This window comes from Bacillus sp. AK031 (assembly GCF_053903065.1).
Genome location: NZ_CP096424.1, coordinates 441,405 through 459,253, shown reverse-complemented (window position 1 = coordinate 459,253; position 17,849 = coordinate 441,405). Strand labels below are relative to the sequence as shown.

16 protein-coding genes and 1 pseudogene are annotated in these 17,849 nt (G+C 43.7%); 1 reads left to right on the top strand and 16 read right to left on the bottom strand.

Annotated elements, in window-relative coordinates:
* Nucleotides 1-62 precede the first annotated feature (62 nt).
* The 9 genes from M1E09_RS02100 to M1E09_RS02060 form a co-directional block, all read right to left on the bottom strand.
* Nucleotides 63-503, bottom strand: coding sequence for a YaaR family protein (locus tag M1E09_RS02100; protein WP_456273251.1), 441 nt, complete (start codon nucleotides 501-503; stop codon nucleotides 63-65).
* Nucleotides 504-611: 108 nt separating this feature from the next.
* Nucleotides 612-2,399, bottom strand: coding sequence for a flagellin N-terminal helical domain-containing protein (locus M1E09_RS02095; protein ID WP_456273250.1), 1,788 nt, complete (start codon nucleotides 2,397-2,399; stop codon nucleotides 612-614).
* 3 nt (nucleotides 2,400-2,402) lie between these two features.
* On the bottom strand, nucleotides 2,403-2,855 hold the full coding sequence (gene fliS, locus M1E09_RS02090; RefSeq protein ID WP_456273249.1) for a flagellar export chaperone FliS: 453 nt from the start codon (nucleotides 2,853-2,855) through the stop codon (nucleotides 2,403-2,405).
* A 43-nt stretch (nucleotides 2,856-2,898) separates the two neighbouring features.
* Nucleotides 2,899-3,195: an EscU/YscU/HrcU family type III secretion system export apparatus switch protein gene (locus M1E09_RS02085; RefSeq protein ID WP_456273248.1), complete on the bottom strand. Its 297-nt coding sequence runs from the start codon at nucleotides 3,193-3,195 to the stop codon at nucleotides 2,899-2,901.
* On the bottom strand, nucleotides 3,192-5,687 hold the full coding sequence (locus M1E09_RS02080) for a hypothetical protein (protein ID WP_456273247.1): 2,496 nt from the start codon (nucleotides 5,685-5,687) through the stop codon (nucleotides 3,192-3,194). The genes M1E09_RS02085 and M1E09_RS02080 overlap by 4 nt, the downstream gene beginning before the upstream one ends.
* 59 nt (nucleotides 5,688-5,746) lie before the next feature.
* Nucleotides 5,747-6,010, bottom strand: coding sequence for a flagellar biosynthesis anti-sigma factor FlgM (flgM, locus tag M1E09_RS02075; protein ID WP_456273246.1), 264 nt, complete (start codon nucleotides 6,008-6,010; stop codon nucleotides 5,747-5,749).
* 96 nt (nucleotides 6,011-6,106) lie between these two features.
* Nucleotides 6,107-6,529 carry a TIGR03826 family flagellar region protein gene (locus M1E09_RS02070; protein WP_456273245.1) on the bottom strand — a complete coding sequence of 141 codons (423 nt, stop codon included), beginning with the start codon at nucleotides 6,527-6,529 and terminating at the stop codon, nucleotides 6,107-6,109.
* 68 nt (nucleotides 6,530-6,597) lie between these two features.
* A complete protein-coding gene (locus tag M1E09_RS02065) occupies nucleotides 6,598-7,311 on the bottom strand; it encodes a ComF family protein (protein WP_456273244.1) in 714 nt (237 codons plus the stop codon).
* Nucleotides 7,308-8,807, bottom strand: a complete 1,500-nt coding sequence (locus M1E09_RS02060) for a DEAD/DEAH box helicase (protein WP_456274874.1) — start codon at nucleotides 8,805-8,807, stop codon at nucleotides 7,308-7,310. Before M1E09_RS02060 ends, M1E09_RS02065 begins: the two co-directional genes overlap by 4 nt.
* 98 nt (nucleotides 8,808-8,905) lie before the next feature.
* On the opposite strand from M1E09_RS02060, the gene M1E09_RS02055 reads away from it, so the two are divergent.
* Nucleotides 8,906-9,766 (top strand): processed acidic surface protein, encoded by an 861-nt coding sequence (locus M1E09_RS02055; RefSeq protein ID WP_456273243.1) that lies wholly within the window; start codon nucleotides 8,906-8,908, stop codon nucleotides 9,764-9,766.
* A gap of 81 nt (nucleotides 9,767-9,847) precedes the next feature.
* On the opposite strand, the gene M1E09_RS02050 is transcribed toward M1E09_RS02055, so the two are convergent.
* The 7 genes and pseudogenes from M1E09_RS02050 to M1E09_RS02020 form a co-directional block, all read right to left on the bottom strand.
* On the bottom strand, nucleotides 9,848-10,018 hold the full coding sequence (locus M1E09_RS02050; protein WP_456273242.1) for a YjfB family protein: 171 nt from the start codon (nucleotides 10,016-10,018) through the stop codon (nucleotides 9,848-9,850).
* Nucleotides 10,019-10,319: 301 nt separating this feature from the next.
* A complete protein-coding gene (locus tag M1E09_RS02045; RefSeq protein ID WP_456273241.1) occupies nucleotides 10,320-11,165 on the bottom strand; it encodes a DegV family protein in 846 nt (281 codons plus the stop codon).
* Nucleotides 11,166-11,418: 253 nt separating this feature from the next.
* On the bottom strand, nucleotides 11,419-12,321 hold the full coding sequence (locus M1E09_RS02040; protein ID WP_456273240.1) for a DMT family transporter: 903 nt from the start codon (nucleotides 12,319-12,321) through the stop codon (nucleotides 11,419-11,421).
* A 404-nt stretch (nucleotides 12,322-12,725) separates the two neighbouring features.
* Nucleotides 12,726-13,481: a methyl-accepting chemotaxis protein gene (locus M1E09_RS02035; RefSeq protein ID WP_456274873.1), complete on the bottom strand. Its 756-nt coding sequence runs from the start codon at nucleotides 13,479-13,481 to the stop codon at nucleotides 12,726-12,728.
* A 234-nt stretch (nucleotides 13,482-13,715) separates the two neighbouring features.
* A pseudogene (locus tag M1E09_RS02030) lies at nucleotides 13,716-13,802 on the bottom strand (hypothetical protein); the annotation flags it as partial.
* A 979-nt stretch (nucleotides 13,803-14,781) separates the two neighbouring features.
* The gene (gntK, locus tag M1E09_RS02025; protein ID WP_456273239.1) at nucleotides 14,782-16,317 is read right to left on the bottom strand and encodes a gluconokinase; all 1,536 of its coding nucleotides are present in this window, start codon (nucleotides 16,315-16,317) and stop codon (nucleotides 14,782-14,784) included.
* Between the two features lie 72 nt (nucleotides 16,318-16,389).
* The gene (locus M1E09_RS02020; RefSeq protein WP_456273238.1) at nucleotides 16,390-17,736 is read right to left on the bottom strand and encodes a GntP family permease; all 1,347 of its coding nucleotides are present in this window, start codon (nucleotides 17,734-17,736) and stop codon (nucleotides 16,390-16,392) included.
* Between the last annotated feature and the right edge of the window lie 113 nt (nucleotides 17,737-17,849).

The following is a 17,849-nucleotide window of genomic DNA, read 5'->3' as shown; positions in this document are numbered from 1 at the left end:
ATCCCTCCTTCGTAGTTATTGTTCATTTATAATATCGGCATGACGCCATTTATTTAAAGCATTTATGTGTAAATATTGATTAACATCCCCTGTACTTCCCCAACCATGTTCAAGATATTCAAGCTCTTAGATTCCTTTTGCAAGACCTCGTTAGTGATATCAATCAATTTCCTGTCTACTTCTTTTACAATCTTGTACACTTTTGTTCTTCCTCTTCTGTTGAAGCCGCGTTGATCTTCAAGTTGAAGAGCATTATTAACAGCTTCTTCCAAAAGAGATTTTACCATTTTTTTGTATTTAATAAGGTCTTCTACCGTACGGGACTCTGCAAGAACTTTACCTTGAGCTTCAATATCTTTGGCCATGGCAGCAAACTTTTCATGTAAAACATTTGTCCGTTTCTTTGCCATTACTTCAGAAAAACTGACAGATTCAGCAGCTATTTCTTGTTTTTTTGCAATCTTATGGCCTGAACTTACTTTGTTCACTTTTTGTATATCCAAAAGGATCACTCCATATATATTAAACTTTTAATCTCACTCTATTGTAATTGAATGGTACCCAAGAAAAAAGAGGAAGAGCCATGGTATGACTTTCCTCCCCTTCCATCATTATTTCAATAGCTGCAGAATTCCTTGCGGCAGTTGGTTCGCCTGCGCAAGCATTGCCTGGCCAGCTTGGTTAAGAATATTATTTCGAGTGAATTGCGTCATTTCTTGTGCCATATCAGCATCTCTTATACGAGACTCTGCTGAAGTCAGGTTTTCATTCGTTGTTTGAAGGTTTGTGACAGTATGTTCTAAACGATTTTGGATAGCTCCAAGCTTGCTGCGTTCTTCTGATACCAAACGGATGGCGTTATCTATGACAGAAATCGCTGTTCTTGCGGCATCAGGAGTTCCAAGATTTACACCGGCTTTCGCGTTCACGCCCGTTGTTAGAATGGTCGTATGGTCAGCGTCTCTCGCTAAGCCTAGCTTCGCTGCGTCCATGACTCCAAGTGTTAAGTTCATGGTTTCCGAGCTGTTGGCGCCAATTTGAAGTTCTACTGAAAGATCCTTGTCTTTGTTGGCTTCGAAATCTTGATCCTTGATCATCACATCCAGACCATTTGTTGCTCCATCATCCGTTTTGTTTGTAAAGAGAGAAAGAGTGTTTCCTACTACGTTATGGGATGTCAATGCAATAACCGGGCTAGGGGAGTCGTTTTTAGCGGTTGTTAGAATCGAATCAATTTCCCCAAGAACAGTGAATAAATCTTTTCCTTCCACATCAATTCTTGCAGCACTTCCACCTGTATAGGCGGCTCCTGGAGAGTTAAATTCGATAGTCAGACCATCTATTTGAAGTTCTTCCCCTGACTTTGGTACTTCAGAGAATGTCAGAGTTAACGGTTTGGCACTTGCTCCTTCGGCTTTACCGAAGAATTCACCTGTAGCAGAAGAAAGGTCTTCTGGATTCATAAAATTCACATCAGTAAGAGATGTACTCGTCACAGGTAGAGTCGCTGCCTCTTTCGGTGACATTTTGTTTGCTGTTACTAATGTTAACTGTCCATTCTGTTCAAGATTTGTATTATCCCCGTCAGAGTTTAATGGAAAGGTCTTAACAAACGCACCGCTATTTAAATCCGGGTCATTGCTGGATATAGCTGAAGAAAGTTGATTCATTAAATGGGTGATCTTCGCCTCAGCGTCATCAGCTGTTGTCCCATCTGTCCAGCTGCTTAAATTCACCACAATGTTCCCATTTGCCAATGTGCCGCCTGTAGCCCCAGTGGTATCCATTTGATAGGTCTTCCCATTAATCGAAATGGTTTCACCATTTATATCAGCTATCAATTTTTGCCCAACCTCTATCGGAAACTCAATCATCATCTCCGCAGGCTTAGTTGGCTCGGCTGTTACAACGCCTTCCCATGTTCCATTCCCAGAATAAGCCACTTCATCAAGACTAGGTTCTGCAAAAGCAGTTCCCTGGTCATCACCGCTAAACAGTTTCTTTTGGTTGAATTGTGTGGTATCCGCAATACGGTCGATTTCAAATGTCAATTGGTCGATTTCATTTTGGATCGCTTTACGGTCATTATCTTCTAATGTCCCATTTGCCGCCTGAACGGAAAGCTCTCTCATTCTCTGAAGGATTTCATGAGTCTGATTCAATGCCCCTTCACCTGTTTGAATCAGGGAAATGGCATCCAGTGAGTTTCTTTCTGCCGTATCCAAGCCGCGGATTTGAGAACGCATTTTTTCGGAGATGGCAAGACCGGCAGCATCATCAGCCGCACGATTAATCCTCAAACCGGATGAAAGCTTTTCTAAGCTCTTTGAAGTCTGGCCCATTGTTTGTGATAGGTTTCGGTAGGCATTCAGCGCCTGAATATTATGATTGATTCTCATCTGTTATTTCCCCGCTTCCACAATAGTAGATTCTTGTTCATATACCATGACATTTCTCTCATAGGCATTCGTTTTTTTGTTTGGTTTATGTAAACCATTTTTTTGTTTATTAGTGAGCGTTTCTCTCCAAGCGCCAGACAGTTCTCCTGCAATGCTTCTTACTTCATCCAGAAGAGTTAGATCTTTTGTGGCGTTTGCCTTTATAAGAACATCAGCCATGTAGTTATACAGCGCATCTAATTGATCAGCGATGATGCCAGCTTCATAATTGAGGCCTGCACCCAGCCTTTCTAATATATCATTAGATTTTTGCAGCTTAGTGTTAGATTCTATTAATCTATTTTTCTGCAGGTCATCCATCGCACCCTGGATATTTGTCAGCAATGCTTCATATAATAACGCAGTGATTTCCTGCGATGATTTCTGGTAGATAAACTCTTTTGTAAGCAAATCCATATTCATTACCTCCCTCTCTTATATCGACCGCTTCACTCGTTGTTTAATATTGATTCTCCATCTCTTCAATTAAAAGTAAAATTTCAGCGATGACCGAATACAATTGGGGTGGTATATTATCTCCTAAATCGATATCCAGGAGATTCTGGACAAGGCTTGAATCCTCCTGCATAGTAATGTTATGTTCCTTTGCCAGTTCCATAATCTTTGTTGCCAGAAGGCCTGACCCTTGAGCAACTACCTGGGGACCTTTTCCTTCCGATTCATCATAGCGAATGACTGCAGCAGTTGGCCCATTGACTGCTCGGCGTTTTTTTTGATTGTAATAATGACTCATCATACCGTAAAGTCATATCCTTTCTCTGTAACCTTCGCCAAGTGACTGCCCTTGTTGTCAGTACTGGCTGTATCTATTTCGTTAGGTTCTGTCGATTTATTTAAAGGAGTGAATTTCAAACTACCGATTGTATAGCCGATTTCCTCCAGCCGCGATTTTGCTATATTAGTTACCGGCTCCATTTTTTCTTTAAAACCCTCTTGATCATTTTTAATCTGAACAGACAAAACGCGGTCTGCCGCATTCAAAGCAATTCCCACTTCACCCAGTTTCCTGGTTTCTATCAAAAAGAACAAACTGCAATTCTCCCAGTCTACTTTTTGTTGTTCATTTTTTGAATTGACATAGACTTTTACATCTTCCACCTTATCCTGCAATAGGAGAGGAAGGGTAAACATCATGTTCTGCAGTCCAGATGCATCATTTTTACTCATCAACTGCTGACCGGTTAGATTTTGTAGAAGCGTATCTGCTTTAGTTGTTCCCTGCATCTCCATATCGGACTGATTGAATTTCATTAGGATATTTTTTAACGAAAGGTGAAGGTCCTCTTTTGCCCTTCCAGAACTGACTAGCGATTGGGCCTGCTCTGATTCAAATGTATGGCCCATGCTTCTGACAAACTCATAAGCATGTCTTGAAGAAGGTTCATGGGAGAATGATTGAATTGATTGGCTAACTGACTGCCCTATCTTACTTGTAAGAGGAGCCGAGTCATAACGAAGAACTTCTTGTGAAACAAAATGTTTCACCCTTACATCAGATGGTTTAAATATCAACTTTTCCATATTGCCCTTCACTTCTTGAACGATTTTGTGTGCACTGGAGTGATCTCCTCTAGAGAGCAATTTTTTCGCTTCAGCCAACTGAGAACTGGCATTCATCAAGCTCTTTTCCGTCTTCATGTCGGCATAAAGCATAATGTCACTCTTCATTATCGCCTGGTCAAGCTGCTTGATTGTCGTTTCTAGCATAGGTCGTGCAGTAACAGCGGCACGGGATTTGGATTGTTGGATGATTTGCGAAATTGAATCCAAGTTTCTGCCTATATCTCTTTTTAATGCTTTAAAATCTATTGCCATCTGCGAGAGTTTCGTGGTAATAGTACTAACGATTACATCTTTTGATTGCATCGGAATCATGGATAACATTTCATCGTTCAAGCTGTAAGTTTCAGCCTGAACTTGAGCTTCTTTATTTGGTAGTGGTATGGGATTTGTACTTTTCTCCAATTCAGAAAGAGTATTTAACAGTTCCTGTCTTGCCGCCAGCTCTTTTCCGCCTTGGAACAATGCGTCCGCCTTCCCTATCGCATTTTGTAAAGAATTGCTCTGGATTTCATCAACCCCTGAAGTAGAAAGTTCCATTTTCAAAGATTCCATAATCTTCGTGAATTGAGGTTCCCTTTGTACCATCTTCAATTGACTTTGGACTAATCTTTGTAGGGGAAAGGAGTCAGAATCTCCGACGCTGTCACCTGTTGTTTGTAACAAAAGCCCTTCCACTTTCGAGGCAAGGTCACCCTTAATACTCAAAAGCTTTCCTACATCTCTTAACAGACCTTCTGCCTCACCGGAAAGCGTCCCCTTGCTCAACAAACGGTCCAACTGGTTAAGTAACTCTCCAGTTCCCGCCATTTGTTCAACCGACTGCTTCATGCGTAAAAGGAGCTCAGTTTCTTTGGATAATCCTGTGTTTTTCAATAATTTCAGTGCTTGATCCAGCCTCTGACCAATGGCATTATCAATACGTTTTCCTGTTTGGGCGATTTGTTCAATTTCCGTTAAAGTGGTCGAACCCGCTTTTAACATGGCTTGGGCTTTTTGGTAGAGTTGGTTCAAGTTTCTGGATGGCTGTTCCCTATCAACAGAAGAGGACCTGCTATTCTCTAGTGTCTTTCTTATTTCACTCCAACTAAAGTTAGGATCTGCTGCTTTTAATAGCTGATCCAATGATCTGCTGACGCCCTCTCCGTGCAGTGATTGATCCACCGCTCTCAGGTTTGCAGGTGTGATCTCCAACCGTTTGACAGCCATCATATGAATGGTTTCAAGCTTCTGGGAGGAGGTTCTGTTTACTTCCCCCATATAACTTTTCAGTTGCTGCAGGGATTCATTATTGAGCTTTGTTCCTTTACTGGTAAGCAGTTCCACTGCCTGCTTTATTTGTGGGGAAGAATGCCCGTCGTGAACGATTTTTACTGATTTCTCTGCGGAGTTAGTATATTGGGTGGCCGCAGGAAGAGGGTTTCTTTCCAACACCCTCCCTGCTGGTGGTGAACTTTTGGGGTCTTTGACTTCAATAGTCACTCTATCATTTGCGGAATAATCACCTTGAAGCTTCATTTTCACATCGTTGCCTCTTATATTTAAGACTGCCTCTTGATTTGGCAACTTTTCTTTGACGAGCGCAGAAGATACGTCCCCTTCATTAAAAGAAAGAGATTTTATTCCATTACTGGCGGATGAAATTTTCATAGTATTAATAACTTGCATATTAAAATTCACACTCCATTGAAGTCCTCATAGTTGTTTTCTACCGCTCGTCTTATTGGTTACCCTTTATAAAATTTCAAAATGCTTTTTGCTACTTCCTGGGAGTTAACTCTATAATTTCCGTTTTCCACTGAAATTTTTAGTTCATCCACTTTTGCCTGGCGTTCTTTCGGAATTCGTAAAGATTCCTGCATTTCCTTGGCTGATGTAGATATCTCCACCTTATCGGCTTTTGGCTGACCAGGTTTAGAAAGTTGGTCTAACTTGTTCAGCTGTTTCTTATAGGGATTTACACCCGAAGCACCAATATTGTTGATTTTCATTGTATTTCCCTCGCTTTCGTTCCGATCAAGTTATTTCTATTCATTATATCGGATACTCAATATGTTTGTTTAGTTAAAACTAATGGTCGTTATTTCCTATTTATTGTTTCGGGCATTCCCGGAAAGATAAGTTGCTTGTTGATTTTGCTTTTGTTTCTCTCGCCATTCTTCTTGTGCGGAGAAAGTTTTAAGGTCTTGTTTAATGCCGTCAGAGCACGTTTCACATAATTTGCTTTTTGATATAATCTTACCGCAATTATCACATGGATAACCCATATTAGGGAAATGTGTCGGCTGAAGCCTTCTTTTCCGCACCCACTTATGAATCAACTTCTCTTTTACCCCAGTTACCTCTACTACACGCTCAATGGAAGCTGCACGGTTTTCACGTTTCCTTAAGAAACCATAAACCTCTTCAAACATTTTTTCTTCTTCTCTATAACATTTATCACATGTATCTTTGAACATATTCTTAACAAATAATCCACCGCATTCTGGACAATTTAGTAAATCTGACATGTTTCTTGCTCCTCTCGAAAGTTCCTCTAGTTTTTATATCGGCAGTTATTAGTATCTGTTTAGCCTAATCAGCCCCTTGCCAGGGTTAGGGAAGTTACTTTTTTGGCACCGGCATATTTCAGCTGCTTTGCCGCCTGGCGGAGAGTGGTGCCGGTTGTGTAGATGTCGTCGATTATGAGGATTGTTTTGCTTTGGATGTGGGATGCTTTCTCAGGGTGCACTTCAAATATCCCCTTACTATGAATACGTTCCTGGCGGGATTTTTTCGACTGTTTTTCGGAGTGAGTTCTCGTGAGGAGGTTTTCTGTTTGGAAACCTGCTTCATTTGCCAGTGCTTCCGACTGGTTGAATCCCCGTTCCTGGAGACGTTCCAGGCTAAGGGGGATGGGTATGATGATATCATATTGGAGATCCCTTGTTACCTGCTTGATGACCGGGGAAAATGCTTTTGCGAGCAGATAGTCACCTCGGTACTTAAAGCGCGCAAGGTACTCTTTTAAATAATCATTATATAAAAATAGGGATGTGTTTTTGGACAGGATTCGCGTCCAGTCGGGGGCTTCTTCCCATCGGACGCAGTCCAGGCATTTGTTTTCGTTTATAAACTCAGGCTGCAGCAGAGAAAGAGGCCGCGAACAAACCAGGCATCTCTCCCCAATAACAGGATGCAGCTGCAAGGAACATTTATGACACAGCCATTGTTCTTCAGGGGGAAAGATAAAGGAATTCCATGTTAAGGGATAGTCGATTTCACTGTGGCAATCCAGGCAATTTTCATTCACGAGTCCAGCAGCCCCCTTTTCGTTCCTGCCGAATTCATGGATTCTATATGGCGGATTGCTTTCAACATCTCGAGCGTCTTTCCGTAATGAAAAAAGGTGATGTCTCCCTTTGGATGTTTTGCGTTCCTCCCGACCCGGCCGGCGACTTGAACGAGGGCGCTCTCGGTAAAAATCTCTTCTTCCGCTCCCATAACAGCTGCATCGATATTCGGAATGGTGACGCCCCTCTCCAGAATGGTTGTCGTCAGTAAAATGGGAACCTCTCCTTTTCTCATCTTTTCGACTTTTTCTTTACGCTCCGGGTCTTCTGCATGGACGGAAAGGATATCGGTGTGAAGTTTTTGAAAAAGGGGCAGGATTTGGTTCATGGTCTTGATGTTCGGAAGGAATATGAGTGCCTGTTTGTTTTCGTTGATTCTTGTTTCTGTCCAAAGTTTTAGTGCGTATGGGAGATGCCCTTTTTCCACTCCTTTTTTCCAATTGCCGATCCATGTCATCGAAGGTATTGGCAGTGGATGCCTGTGATACCTGGCCGGAATGGTGACGAAATTTCTTTTACCGAGCCTGCATTCACTTTGGAGTTTTCTGTTTGGGGTGGCGGTGAGATAAATGAGAGCAGACTTTGGCTTTCTTGCTTTTTCAACGGCAAATTGCAGGGTTTCATCATAGGAGTAGGGAAACGCGTCGACTTCATCGACTATGACGGCGTCGAAGGCCTCTTTATAGCGGTAAAGCTGGTGGGCGGTGGTGAGGACGAGCTGTGAATACTTGTCGCGGTCAGCGCTCCCTCCATAAAGGGCTATCGGATCAGCATCTGGAAATACTTTTTGCAGGCGTGGAGCCAGTTCGAGGATGACATCTGTCCGGGGGGCGGCGATACAGATTCTTTTTCCTGCCTTCAGTGCTTCATGGATGCCTTGAAAAAGGACCTCTGTTTTCCCGGCTCCACAAACTGCCCAGACGAGGAGATCTCCGTCATTCCGGATGGCTTCTTTTACTTTATCTGAAGCGGTTTGCTGGCCTTGTGACAGGGTCCCTTCCCACCTAAAGCTATGGATGTTTTGTTGTTGGTTGGGCCCATTCCACTCGAGAAGGGGTGAACATTGGGATACCCGCCCCATCATGATGCAGTTGCGGCAGTACAGGCACTGCTCGTTGCAGCGGCTGCAGGGAAATTCGGCGAATAGGGATACGTCATTGTTGCCGCACCGGTTGCATTGGGGCTTGTCCTTTGTGAGTTCTAATCCTTTTCCATATTTTATATAGCCGTTTTCATAGTGTGTTTGGATTTCATTTAAGGATTGTGGGATTTCATCAATGAGGAGGGCTTTTCCTTCCAGCAGGTGCTGTAATTGGGGGTCCATGTTGAAAGAGGGGTTGAGTTGGGGTTGGGGGATTTGGGTTAGATCGGAAATCCGCTTAGAGGGTCCGGAAGAATCGGCAGACAGGATATCGGGTATTATTTTTTCTCGCGAATAGTTGAATTTCAAACACATCACTCCTTTTCCTTCTATATATTCTCTACCGCATGAATGATTCCTTTTATTTTTCACATAATAGCTAGGAAAACATTTCAAATGATGGAGGCTTTTTCATGAAAAGATTACTTGCAATTTTGACAGCTCTTATTTTCCTTTCAACTTCTCTTACTGCCTATGCAGCTCCTCCTCAAGAGGATATCAACCAGCTGCTGAGCGAATTGGGGTGGACCCCGGAGGACCTGACTGAATACCTGGATTACTATGAGCTTACACTCGATGACTTTGACACGGTTGAGGAACTTCGGGTCATGATGGGAACCCCTCTGACTGACGAGACGCTTGTCCAGCTTTTAGCAGATTACGAAATGACGCGTGCAGAACTCGATACGCTCCTGGCAGGATTCGGGGAAACAGTTGATGATTACTGGTTTGTGGAAGACTTGGACCTTTCGGTTGATTTCTATCAAAACCATGATGAGTATATGGAGGAAGCAGAGGATTTCCTGGCGACGATGGGATTGACGGAGAATGAAGTTGATGCATTCTTCAACCATTTGATGGCGTTGGATGAGACGGCGCTGGAGTCGCAGATGGAGGCGATTTCTTCACGTCTTGAGCCTTATCTGGCATTGGACCCCGAGTCAGGACTGACTCCGGAACAAATTGAAGATCTTGGTAAGGCATGGACCGAGATGATGGCTATGCTAAAAATAGATGCGAAGTATTACATTGAGGATGCATCGGGTGACAGAAGAAGAGTTGCCATCAATGAGCTGCTGGCGATGGAAACCTTCAATCAGGATGCGCTGTTCATTGAGTTGTTTGATGACCAAGGGACATTGCTGCTTGATATGAGGCTGACGGAAGAAATGATGTCGCCCGAATACGTCCTTGAAGGAGCTGAGGAGCTTGCGGCTGTCGGTGAGCTTGCTGGGGAATTGACGAATTTGAAACACATGCTTCCGTTCAAATAAATTAATGATTTGAAGAGCTATTGGGAGAGGTCTGCTCACATGGTTAGAAAAGTGCACTCCTAACAGAGTGCACTAAAAGGACTATCCTTTTAAATCAATTGACTTACCGAGCGTAGGATGAGAAGCTTTTAGCATTTCAACTGTTTGTTGATTCTTCTGTTCAGTCATATCCAGCGCTTTCTTTGTTACAGCAAGACTAACTTTTTGTCCTAATGCTGCTTGAGCTTTACTTAGCGAAAAAGAAACTTCCATATGTACACCCCCATGTTATAAATATCGGCCAAGACACATAAATTTTTAGTTGGATTAGCCCTTATTGGGAGAGACAAAGGATGAAATTATTAAAATACGAAACGTAAGGATATGAGCCAAAAATCAAGTTGCTTATATTTTTTTAAAGCCTTCATTTTTTAATAAGAAGGTCTATAAGGAAAATAGTTTTTAAAGTAAAACCCCAGAATACTGTTACTTCGGCACTCTTTTCTTTTGTTTAGATTGGGTAAAAGCACCTTTCAGCTTGGACTGCCCTAATTCAATAAGGTAAGTCGGGGGATCAAAACTTTCTCGACCAACCCATCCCCATTGATCCTTCTCCAAGGTGGGTTCCGATTACCGGGCCGAAGTAGCTGATGGAAAAGTCAGTGTCAGGGTGTTTTTCCTGTAATTCCTCTTTCCATTTCACTGCCTCTTCTTCACGGTTGGCGTGGATGATGACAACCTGCATGGGATAGCCTTTATCGATTTCTTTTTGAAGCAGATCGGCTATTCGCTTCATCGCTTTTTTGCGGGTGCGGATCTTTTCAAACGGGACGATGACTTTTTCTTCAAAGTGAAGGAGCGGTTTTACTTGCAGAAGGCTTCCGATGATTGCCTGTGCCGCTGATAAGCGTCCTCCGCGTTGGAGATGGGCCAAATCGTCTACCATGAAATACGCGTGAACCGTCGTCTTCATTTCATTGAGTTTTTCAATGATGGTTTCGGGTGCTGTTCCTTCGCTTGCCAGTTGAGCAGCGTAGATTGGGTAGAACCCCTGCACCATACAGCTGATTTCGGAGTCGAAAGGATAAACCTTGATTCCTTCAACCATGTCTCCTGCCTGGATTGCCCCCTGGTAAGTACCGCTGATTCCGCTCGAAAGATGGATGGAAATGACGGCATCGTAATCCTTTGCCAGTTTTTCATAGAGCTCTACGAAACTGCCGAGTGAAGGCTGAGAAGTGGTTGGAAGCTTGTCTTCATTCCTGACTTCTTCGTAAAAACCACTTGCCGATATATCAATCTCTTCGCGGTATGTCTCACCGCCGAGGATCACACTCAGGGGTATCATATGTATGTTATATCTATCGCGCAATTCTTGGGGGATATAGGCTGTACTATCCGTCACAATTGCTGTTTTCATTACATAACCTGCCTTAAATTATATTTATCGGGCGAGCCGACAACTTGTCTACTTCATTTTTATGTATAGATAACATTTTATATGAAAAGGAAACGATTTGCATCACTATCCTGAAAAAACCTCTTTACCGCTCTAAAGCACTGAAAGGGCCAGGCCCCTTTGGCGCTTTAAAGCGCGATAGGGGCCTGGCCCTTTCAGCGGGGTAAAGGATTAATATCTATTAATCAAACGTTTGATTAATAGGTAGTCATCGTTAATTCACCAAGGGTTTGGCCAATGTTTCGCGTTTCTTTCCTTTTCTTGATGACAGGAAGACTCCGGCAAAGATGATGGCTAATCCAAGGATAAGATTTGAGGTGATTGGTTCCCCGAGAAGGACAAATCCCCAAATCATCGCGGAGGCCGGGATCAGGTATGTGACGGTTGAAGCGAATTCCGGGCTTCCTTTTGTCAGGACATAGAAGAACAGTAATGCGGCAACCCCTGAACCAAAGCAACCAAGTCCGATAATCGCAAGGATGATTTTCGGATCTAACAACGCTCCCCATTCGATCCCTCTTGTAAACAGCATGCCGACCAATCCTGTCGCCATTCCGACGAGCAGCTGGAAGGTGGAGATCGCCACCATACTGACTCCCTGCAATGCCCTCCTTGTATACTGGCCGGCAAAACCGTAGCAGATGGTCGCCAGCAGCATCGTTCCGATTCCGATGAAGTTTGAGGTGAACAATCCGGCGACCTGAAAGTCCATCAGCACCAGAATCCCCAGAAATCCAACCAGTATCCCAATCCATTGAAAACCGGTCAGTACAACTGAGAAAATCGCGAATCCGATCAAAGCTGTCCACAATGGAGTCGTTGCATTGAGGATGGAAGCTGTATTGCTGTTAATCTGTGTTTCACTCCAAGCAATTAGTGACCATGGAATTCCGGCATTGACTAAGCCAACAATAAGAAGCTTGCCAATTGGCAGCGGTGCTTTTTCCTTTTTCATTCGGTTGCGGATGAATAAAGGCAGCAGCACCAGTACTCCTGCAGAGCATCGTAGAAAAGTCGTCCCCCAGACACCGGCAGGATCGACGATTAATTTTATAAAAACAAATGAAAGCCCCCAAATCAGGCTGAGGGAAATGAGTGCCGTATATAATCTGAGCATGGTTATTCCTTCTTTCTTCAGATACAAATCAATACCTATCATAATACAATATTTAGAAGAAAATGACTTCCTTTTTTATTCATATGAAAAAAATTCTGAATGGCTGAATTTAAGAAAGTTGTTGTTGATATGTATCTTGATAATAGCGTCACCTGATTTCCGCTCCAGGTTGCGCGACTCCGGGCGTTCAACATTACAAGCTGGAGATTATACGAAATAGCAGCCATGTCAGTAACAAAGGACTGCTTAATATCTCTTAATCAAACGTTTGATTAAGAGATATTAATGCTGATATAACAATAGTTTCCCCAATATTCGTTTTTTTTCAGAGCGTTCTTTCTACCCTCACTAAATACAAAAAGAACCGGCAACATATCGCTGCCGGTTCTTCCAATAACTTTCAATTAAACTTCAAACTTATGAATCAAGACATTCAACTTGTCTGCAAGGTCATTCAAGCCTTCCGCATTGCGGGCAACTTCTTCCATTACACTTGTAGATTGCTGAACTGTCGCGGATGTTTGTTCAACACCTGCTGCAGATTCTTCAGAAATAGAAGCAATATTTTCGATGGATTGGTTCATTTCTGAGCCTTTGCTGTTAATCTCAACAAGGTTGTTTGAAATTCGGTCAATGTTGCTGACCATTGAAGATATCTGATCGCCTAGTGCAGTCAGGCTTTCTTTCGTTTTTTCAATGCTTTCTGTACCTGTACGTACTTCTGTGTATCCGTCATTCAATGCAGCCGCAATTGTGTTTGACTCATTTTGAATGCCGTGAACGACTTTCGAGATTCCTTCAAGTGACTGAGATACCTGGACAGCCAGCTTTCTGACTTCCTCCGCAACAACCGCGAATCCTTTTCCGCTTTCGCCGGCACGTGCTGCTTCAATCGCTGCATTTAATGCCAACAAGTTCGTTTGGTCAGCGATCCCTTGGATGACGCTTACCAGACTCGAGATTTCGTTAGAACGAGTTTTTAACGTTTCTACTTTTTCAACAGATGTTTCGACAACTGTATAAATCTTCTTCATTTGATCCACTGATGCTGCCATCAATGTTGAGCCTTCCTCTGCTTTTGAAAGTACCACCCTCGAAGAGTCGCTGACTTCTTTACCAAAGTGGTTGGATTCTTCGATGGCTTGTGTAAATAGTGCCATCATCTCATTCAATTCTGAAGCAGAGTTAGCCTGCTGATCGGCACCAGCTGAAAGATCCTGCATCGTTACCGCAACTTGTGAACTTCCTTCTCTCACTTCCAAAGAAGATTGAGTCAGTGCGGCACTTTGTTCGGACACTGTTTCAGAAACCTTTCTCATATCTTTAACCATTGTGGAAAGGTTGTTTTTCATATTATTGATAGCCAAGCTCAGCTGGCCGACTTCATCTTTTCCTAGGTATGTGAGTTCATCTGCATTCAGCTTGCCCTCTGAAATCGCATTCGCTGTTTTGACAACCCTGTTCAAACTACTGGAAATCATGCGGTTGATAATAAGCAGCGTTGCGATACCAAGGATAGATGAAACGATAATCGCAGCAATCATGATCATTTTGCTTTCAGCAATCCCGCTGTATGCCTCTTCAAGAGCAGTATCTTTTTCACTCATGACGATGGTACGAAGCTCATAAAGCTTCTTCACTGTATTCGGAGCGATGATTCCCGCTTTTTTCAATGTTGTATCAAGAAGAACCGTCGAATTCTTATCGACACTTGGCACGACTTCATCATGGAACAGAGTATTTAACTCTTTGTCACTCTCAATGATAAAACTAAATAATTCCTTCTCTTGTTTGGTATTCATTTGTGAAGTAAGTTCTTGTGTGAAATTTATGAATTTTTCTTCCTGGATGTTATAGTCTTCCAGAATCTGTGGACTCTGTTCATTCGCATATCGTTGAAGCAATAACGCTTTATCCCTGAATATACTACCCATCTCCGTCAGTTTGACCGAGCGGACATTGCTTGTATCCACATGTTCAATATTTTCCTGGATTTTATTGTACTGGACAAAAATCAATACAGATGAAATCAGGAAAAGGACGATTGTCACACTTAACGCCGTTATGTATTTCTGACCAATCTTCATATTTTTCCAAAAATTGATTCCAGAAGCCTTCTTTGGTTTCTTAGCTTTCTGGACTTTCTCCCCCGGACTTTTAGTTTTCCGCTTCAACTTGCTCCCTAGTTTTTTCATCTCTCGACCCCTCAATTATGAATTTTGAACTATGAAATTAGGACTACTTTCAGTATAGAGCAGACTCACTCTTGACTAAAGAAGATACTTCTCGAAATTCTCTTACTTTTTATTTCGACAATATTCACAAAATTTTCATAGCATTTTCAAACTTTCTTAAAATTTTTCAAAAGATTTGCAAAGAGCACTTTAATCCTTTAAAGCACGAAGAGGGCCTGGCCTTTTTGGTGCTTTAAAGCAGCAAAGGAGGCTGGCCCTCAATAGGTTATTTGTGTTTACGCTGGAATTCTGAGATGGCTTTGTATTCGCTTTCGAGCAGTCTTGGAATTCTGATGAAGATTGGCATCAGTTCGCGGTAGATCTCGGATGCTTCGCGGTTCGGCTGATGTGAATGGACGGATCCGACCATGTCCTCTACTACATCGAAGGAGTCTATTTCTCCTTGTCCGTACATTCCTAGTACCACCGCACCCAGGCAGGAGCTTTCGAAGCTTTCCGGCACACTTACTTCTCCATCGAAAATATCGGCCAGCATCTGTCTCCACAGCGTTGAACGGGCAAATCCGCCGGTTGCCTGGATTTTCGTCGGCGTGCCGATCAGTTCCTCAAGCGCAAGCAGCACACTGTACAGATTCATGACGATCCCTTCAAGGACCGCTCTGACCATATGCTCTTTCTTATGGTGCATGCCGAGCCCGAAGAACGACCCGCGGGCATTGGCGTTCCACAACGGCGCTCTTTCTCCGGCCATATATGGGTGGAACAGCAAACCATTCGCTCCGGCAGGAATTTTTTCCGCAATATCCGTCAGTACTTCATACGGATCTTTGCCAAGGCGCTTCGCCACTTCGACTTCTGCCCATGCCAGTTCATCGCGCACCCAGCGGAAGATCATGCCGCCGTTGTTGACCGGCCCGCCGATCACCCAGTGGTTTTCCGTCAAAGCATAACAGAAGATCCTGCCTTTCGGATCTGTCACCGGACGGTCCGTCACCGCACGAATCGCACCGCTAGTTCCGATCGTTACAGCTACAACTCCCGGCTTGATCGCATTCACTCCAAGGTTTGATAACACCCCGTCACTGGCGCCGACAATGAATGGAACTCCTTCCGGCAGCCCCATCATTTTCGCATACTCCGCCTTCAAGCCAATCAAAGATTCTGTTGTCGACACTGGCCGCGGAAGCTGGTCTGCCGTCACACCCGCAACCTCAAGTGCCTCCCGATCCCAATCCAGATTCTCCAAGTGGAACATCCCCATTGCAGAAGCGATCGAGTAATCCACGACATACTCGCCAAACAGACGGTGAAAGACAAATTCCTTGATCCCGATTACTTTGTTCTCAGCGGCCAATAGTTCAGGCTGCTCGTCTTTTAACCAGGCAAGCTTCACAAGCGGAGACATCGGATGGATTGGTGTTCCCGTCCGCAAATAAATCTCATGTCCGTTCAATTCATTTTTTATTTTATCCGCCCAGGCAGCACTGCGATTATCTGCCCATGTAATTGAATTTGTCAGTGGCTGGCCTTCGCCGTCGACCACGATTAAACTGTGCATCGCTGAACTGAAGGAAACAAAGCGGATATCCTCCCCGCTTACCCCTCCAGTAACCATGCTTTCTTTTATGACAGTCAGGACTGCCTGAAAAATTTCTTCCGGATTCTGTTCCGCTGTACCAGGCACCGGGGTATAAAGCGGATATTCGACTCCGAAACGGCTCACCGCCTGTCCGTTTTTATCAAAAACAACTGCCTTGGTGCTCGTTGTCCCTATATCGACACCCATATAATAATTAGCCATAGTTATAAGTCCTCCCGTACGCAGAAAAGGAAGAGGCGAAAAAACGCCCTTCCTTTCATTGAATTGAATATATTATGCTACAAAGAATGATAGAATAATCGCCACTCCGAAACCGACGAAACCGATCAGTGTTTCCATCACTGTCCACGTTTTCAATGTGTCTTTAACATCCAGACCGAAGTAACGGTTCACGAGCCAGAAGCCTGAGTCGTTAACGTGTGAGAATACTGTCGCACCAGCCGCAATTGAAATAACCATCAGGCCAAGAATCGGCCCTTCAAGTCCAAGTGTCGCAATCAGCGGTGACATCAGGCCAGCTGCTGTAACCATGGATACTGTCGCAGAACCCTGGGCTACACGGACAACTGTTGCAATCAAGAACGCCAGCACAAGCGGCGGCAGAGCGGATCCTGCCATCATATCACCAAGAACCTGTCCTACACCAGAGTCGATCAATACTTGCTTGAAGACTCCACCGGCACCTGTTACAAGGATGATGATGCCGGCAGGCTCAAGAGATTTCGTCGCGATATCTGCTACTTCCTGGCGAGTGTACCCGCGTTTTGTTCCCAAGAAAGTAAACGTCATGAGTGTTGCAATTGTTAGCGCAACAAATGGGTGGCCAAGGAACGTTAAGATACTGCGGATTGTGTTTCCTTCTTCTAAAAGAACGCCTGAAACTGTGTTCAACAGAATCAATACTAATGGAATGAAAATCAGTGACGCTACAAGCGCGAAGCTTGGAAGGTCTTTGTCGTATACTTTTTCTTCATCAGCATCCATGTACTCAGGAACGACAACATGGATTTTTTTCGAAATATATTTTGCAAAAAGCGGACCGGCAATGATCATGGAAGGAATACCTGCAAGGAAACCGAATAAGATAACCCAGCCAAGATCGGCGCCTAAAAGGTCAGCAACAGCGATCGGCCCGGGTGTTGGCGGGATGAAGCTGTGCGTTACCGCAAGACCGGCAAGCAATGGAATTCCATAGTATAAAAGAGACTTTCCTGTTTTCTTAGCCAATCCGTAAACGATTGGAACCAAGATGATAAAACCAACATCGAAGAATACCGGGATGGCAACCAGGAAACCTGTGATACCAAGGCCCCACTGAGCTTTATCCTGGCCAAACTTCTTGATCATGGTCTGCGCCAAACGCTCTGCTCCGCCTGAAACCTCAAGCATACGGCCGAACATCGCACCTAAACCAACAACAACGGCTACGAAACCTAGAGTTCCTCCCATACCGCTTTGTATCGAGGAGACAACCTCGTTAAGAGGCATTCCCGCTGCGATACCAACGATCAAACTGACCAGCAGCAAGGCAACAAAAGCATGAAGCTTTGTTTTGATGACTAAGAATAATAGAAGAAAAATACCAGCTAATGCCACCAGAATTAACATTTGATCTGACATTAAAAAAACCTGCCCTTCATAAAAGTTTTATAGTTTAATAGAAATTTTGAAAACGTTTGCTTTTTATTTCTTAGCGGTGCCTGGCACAAATCGCGCGATTTGGACCAGGCACC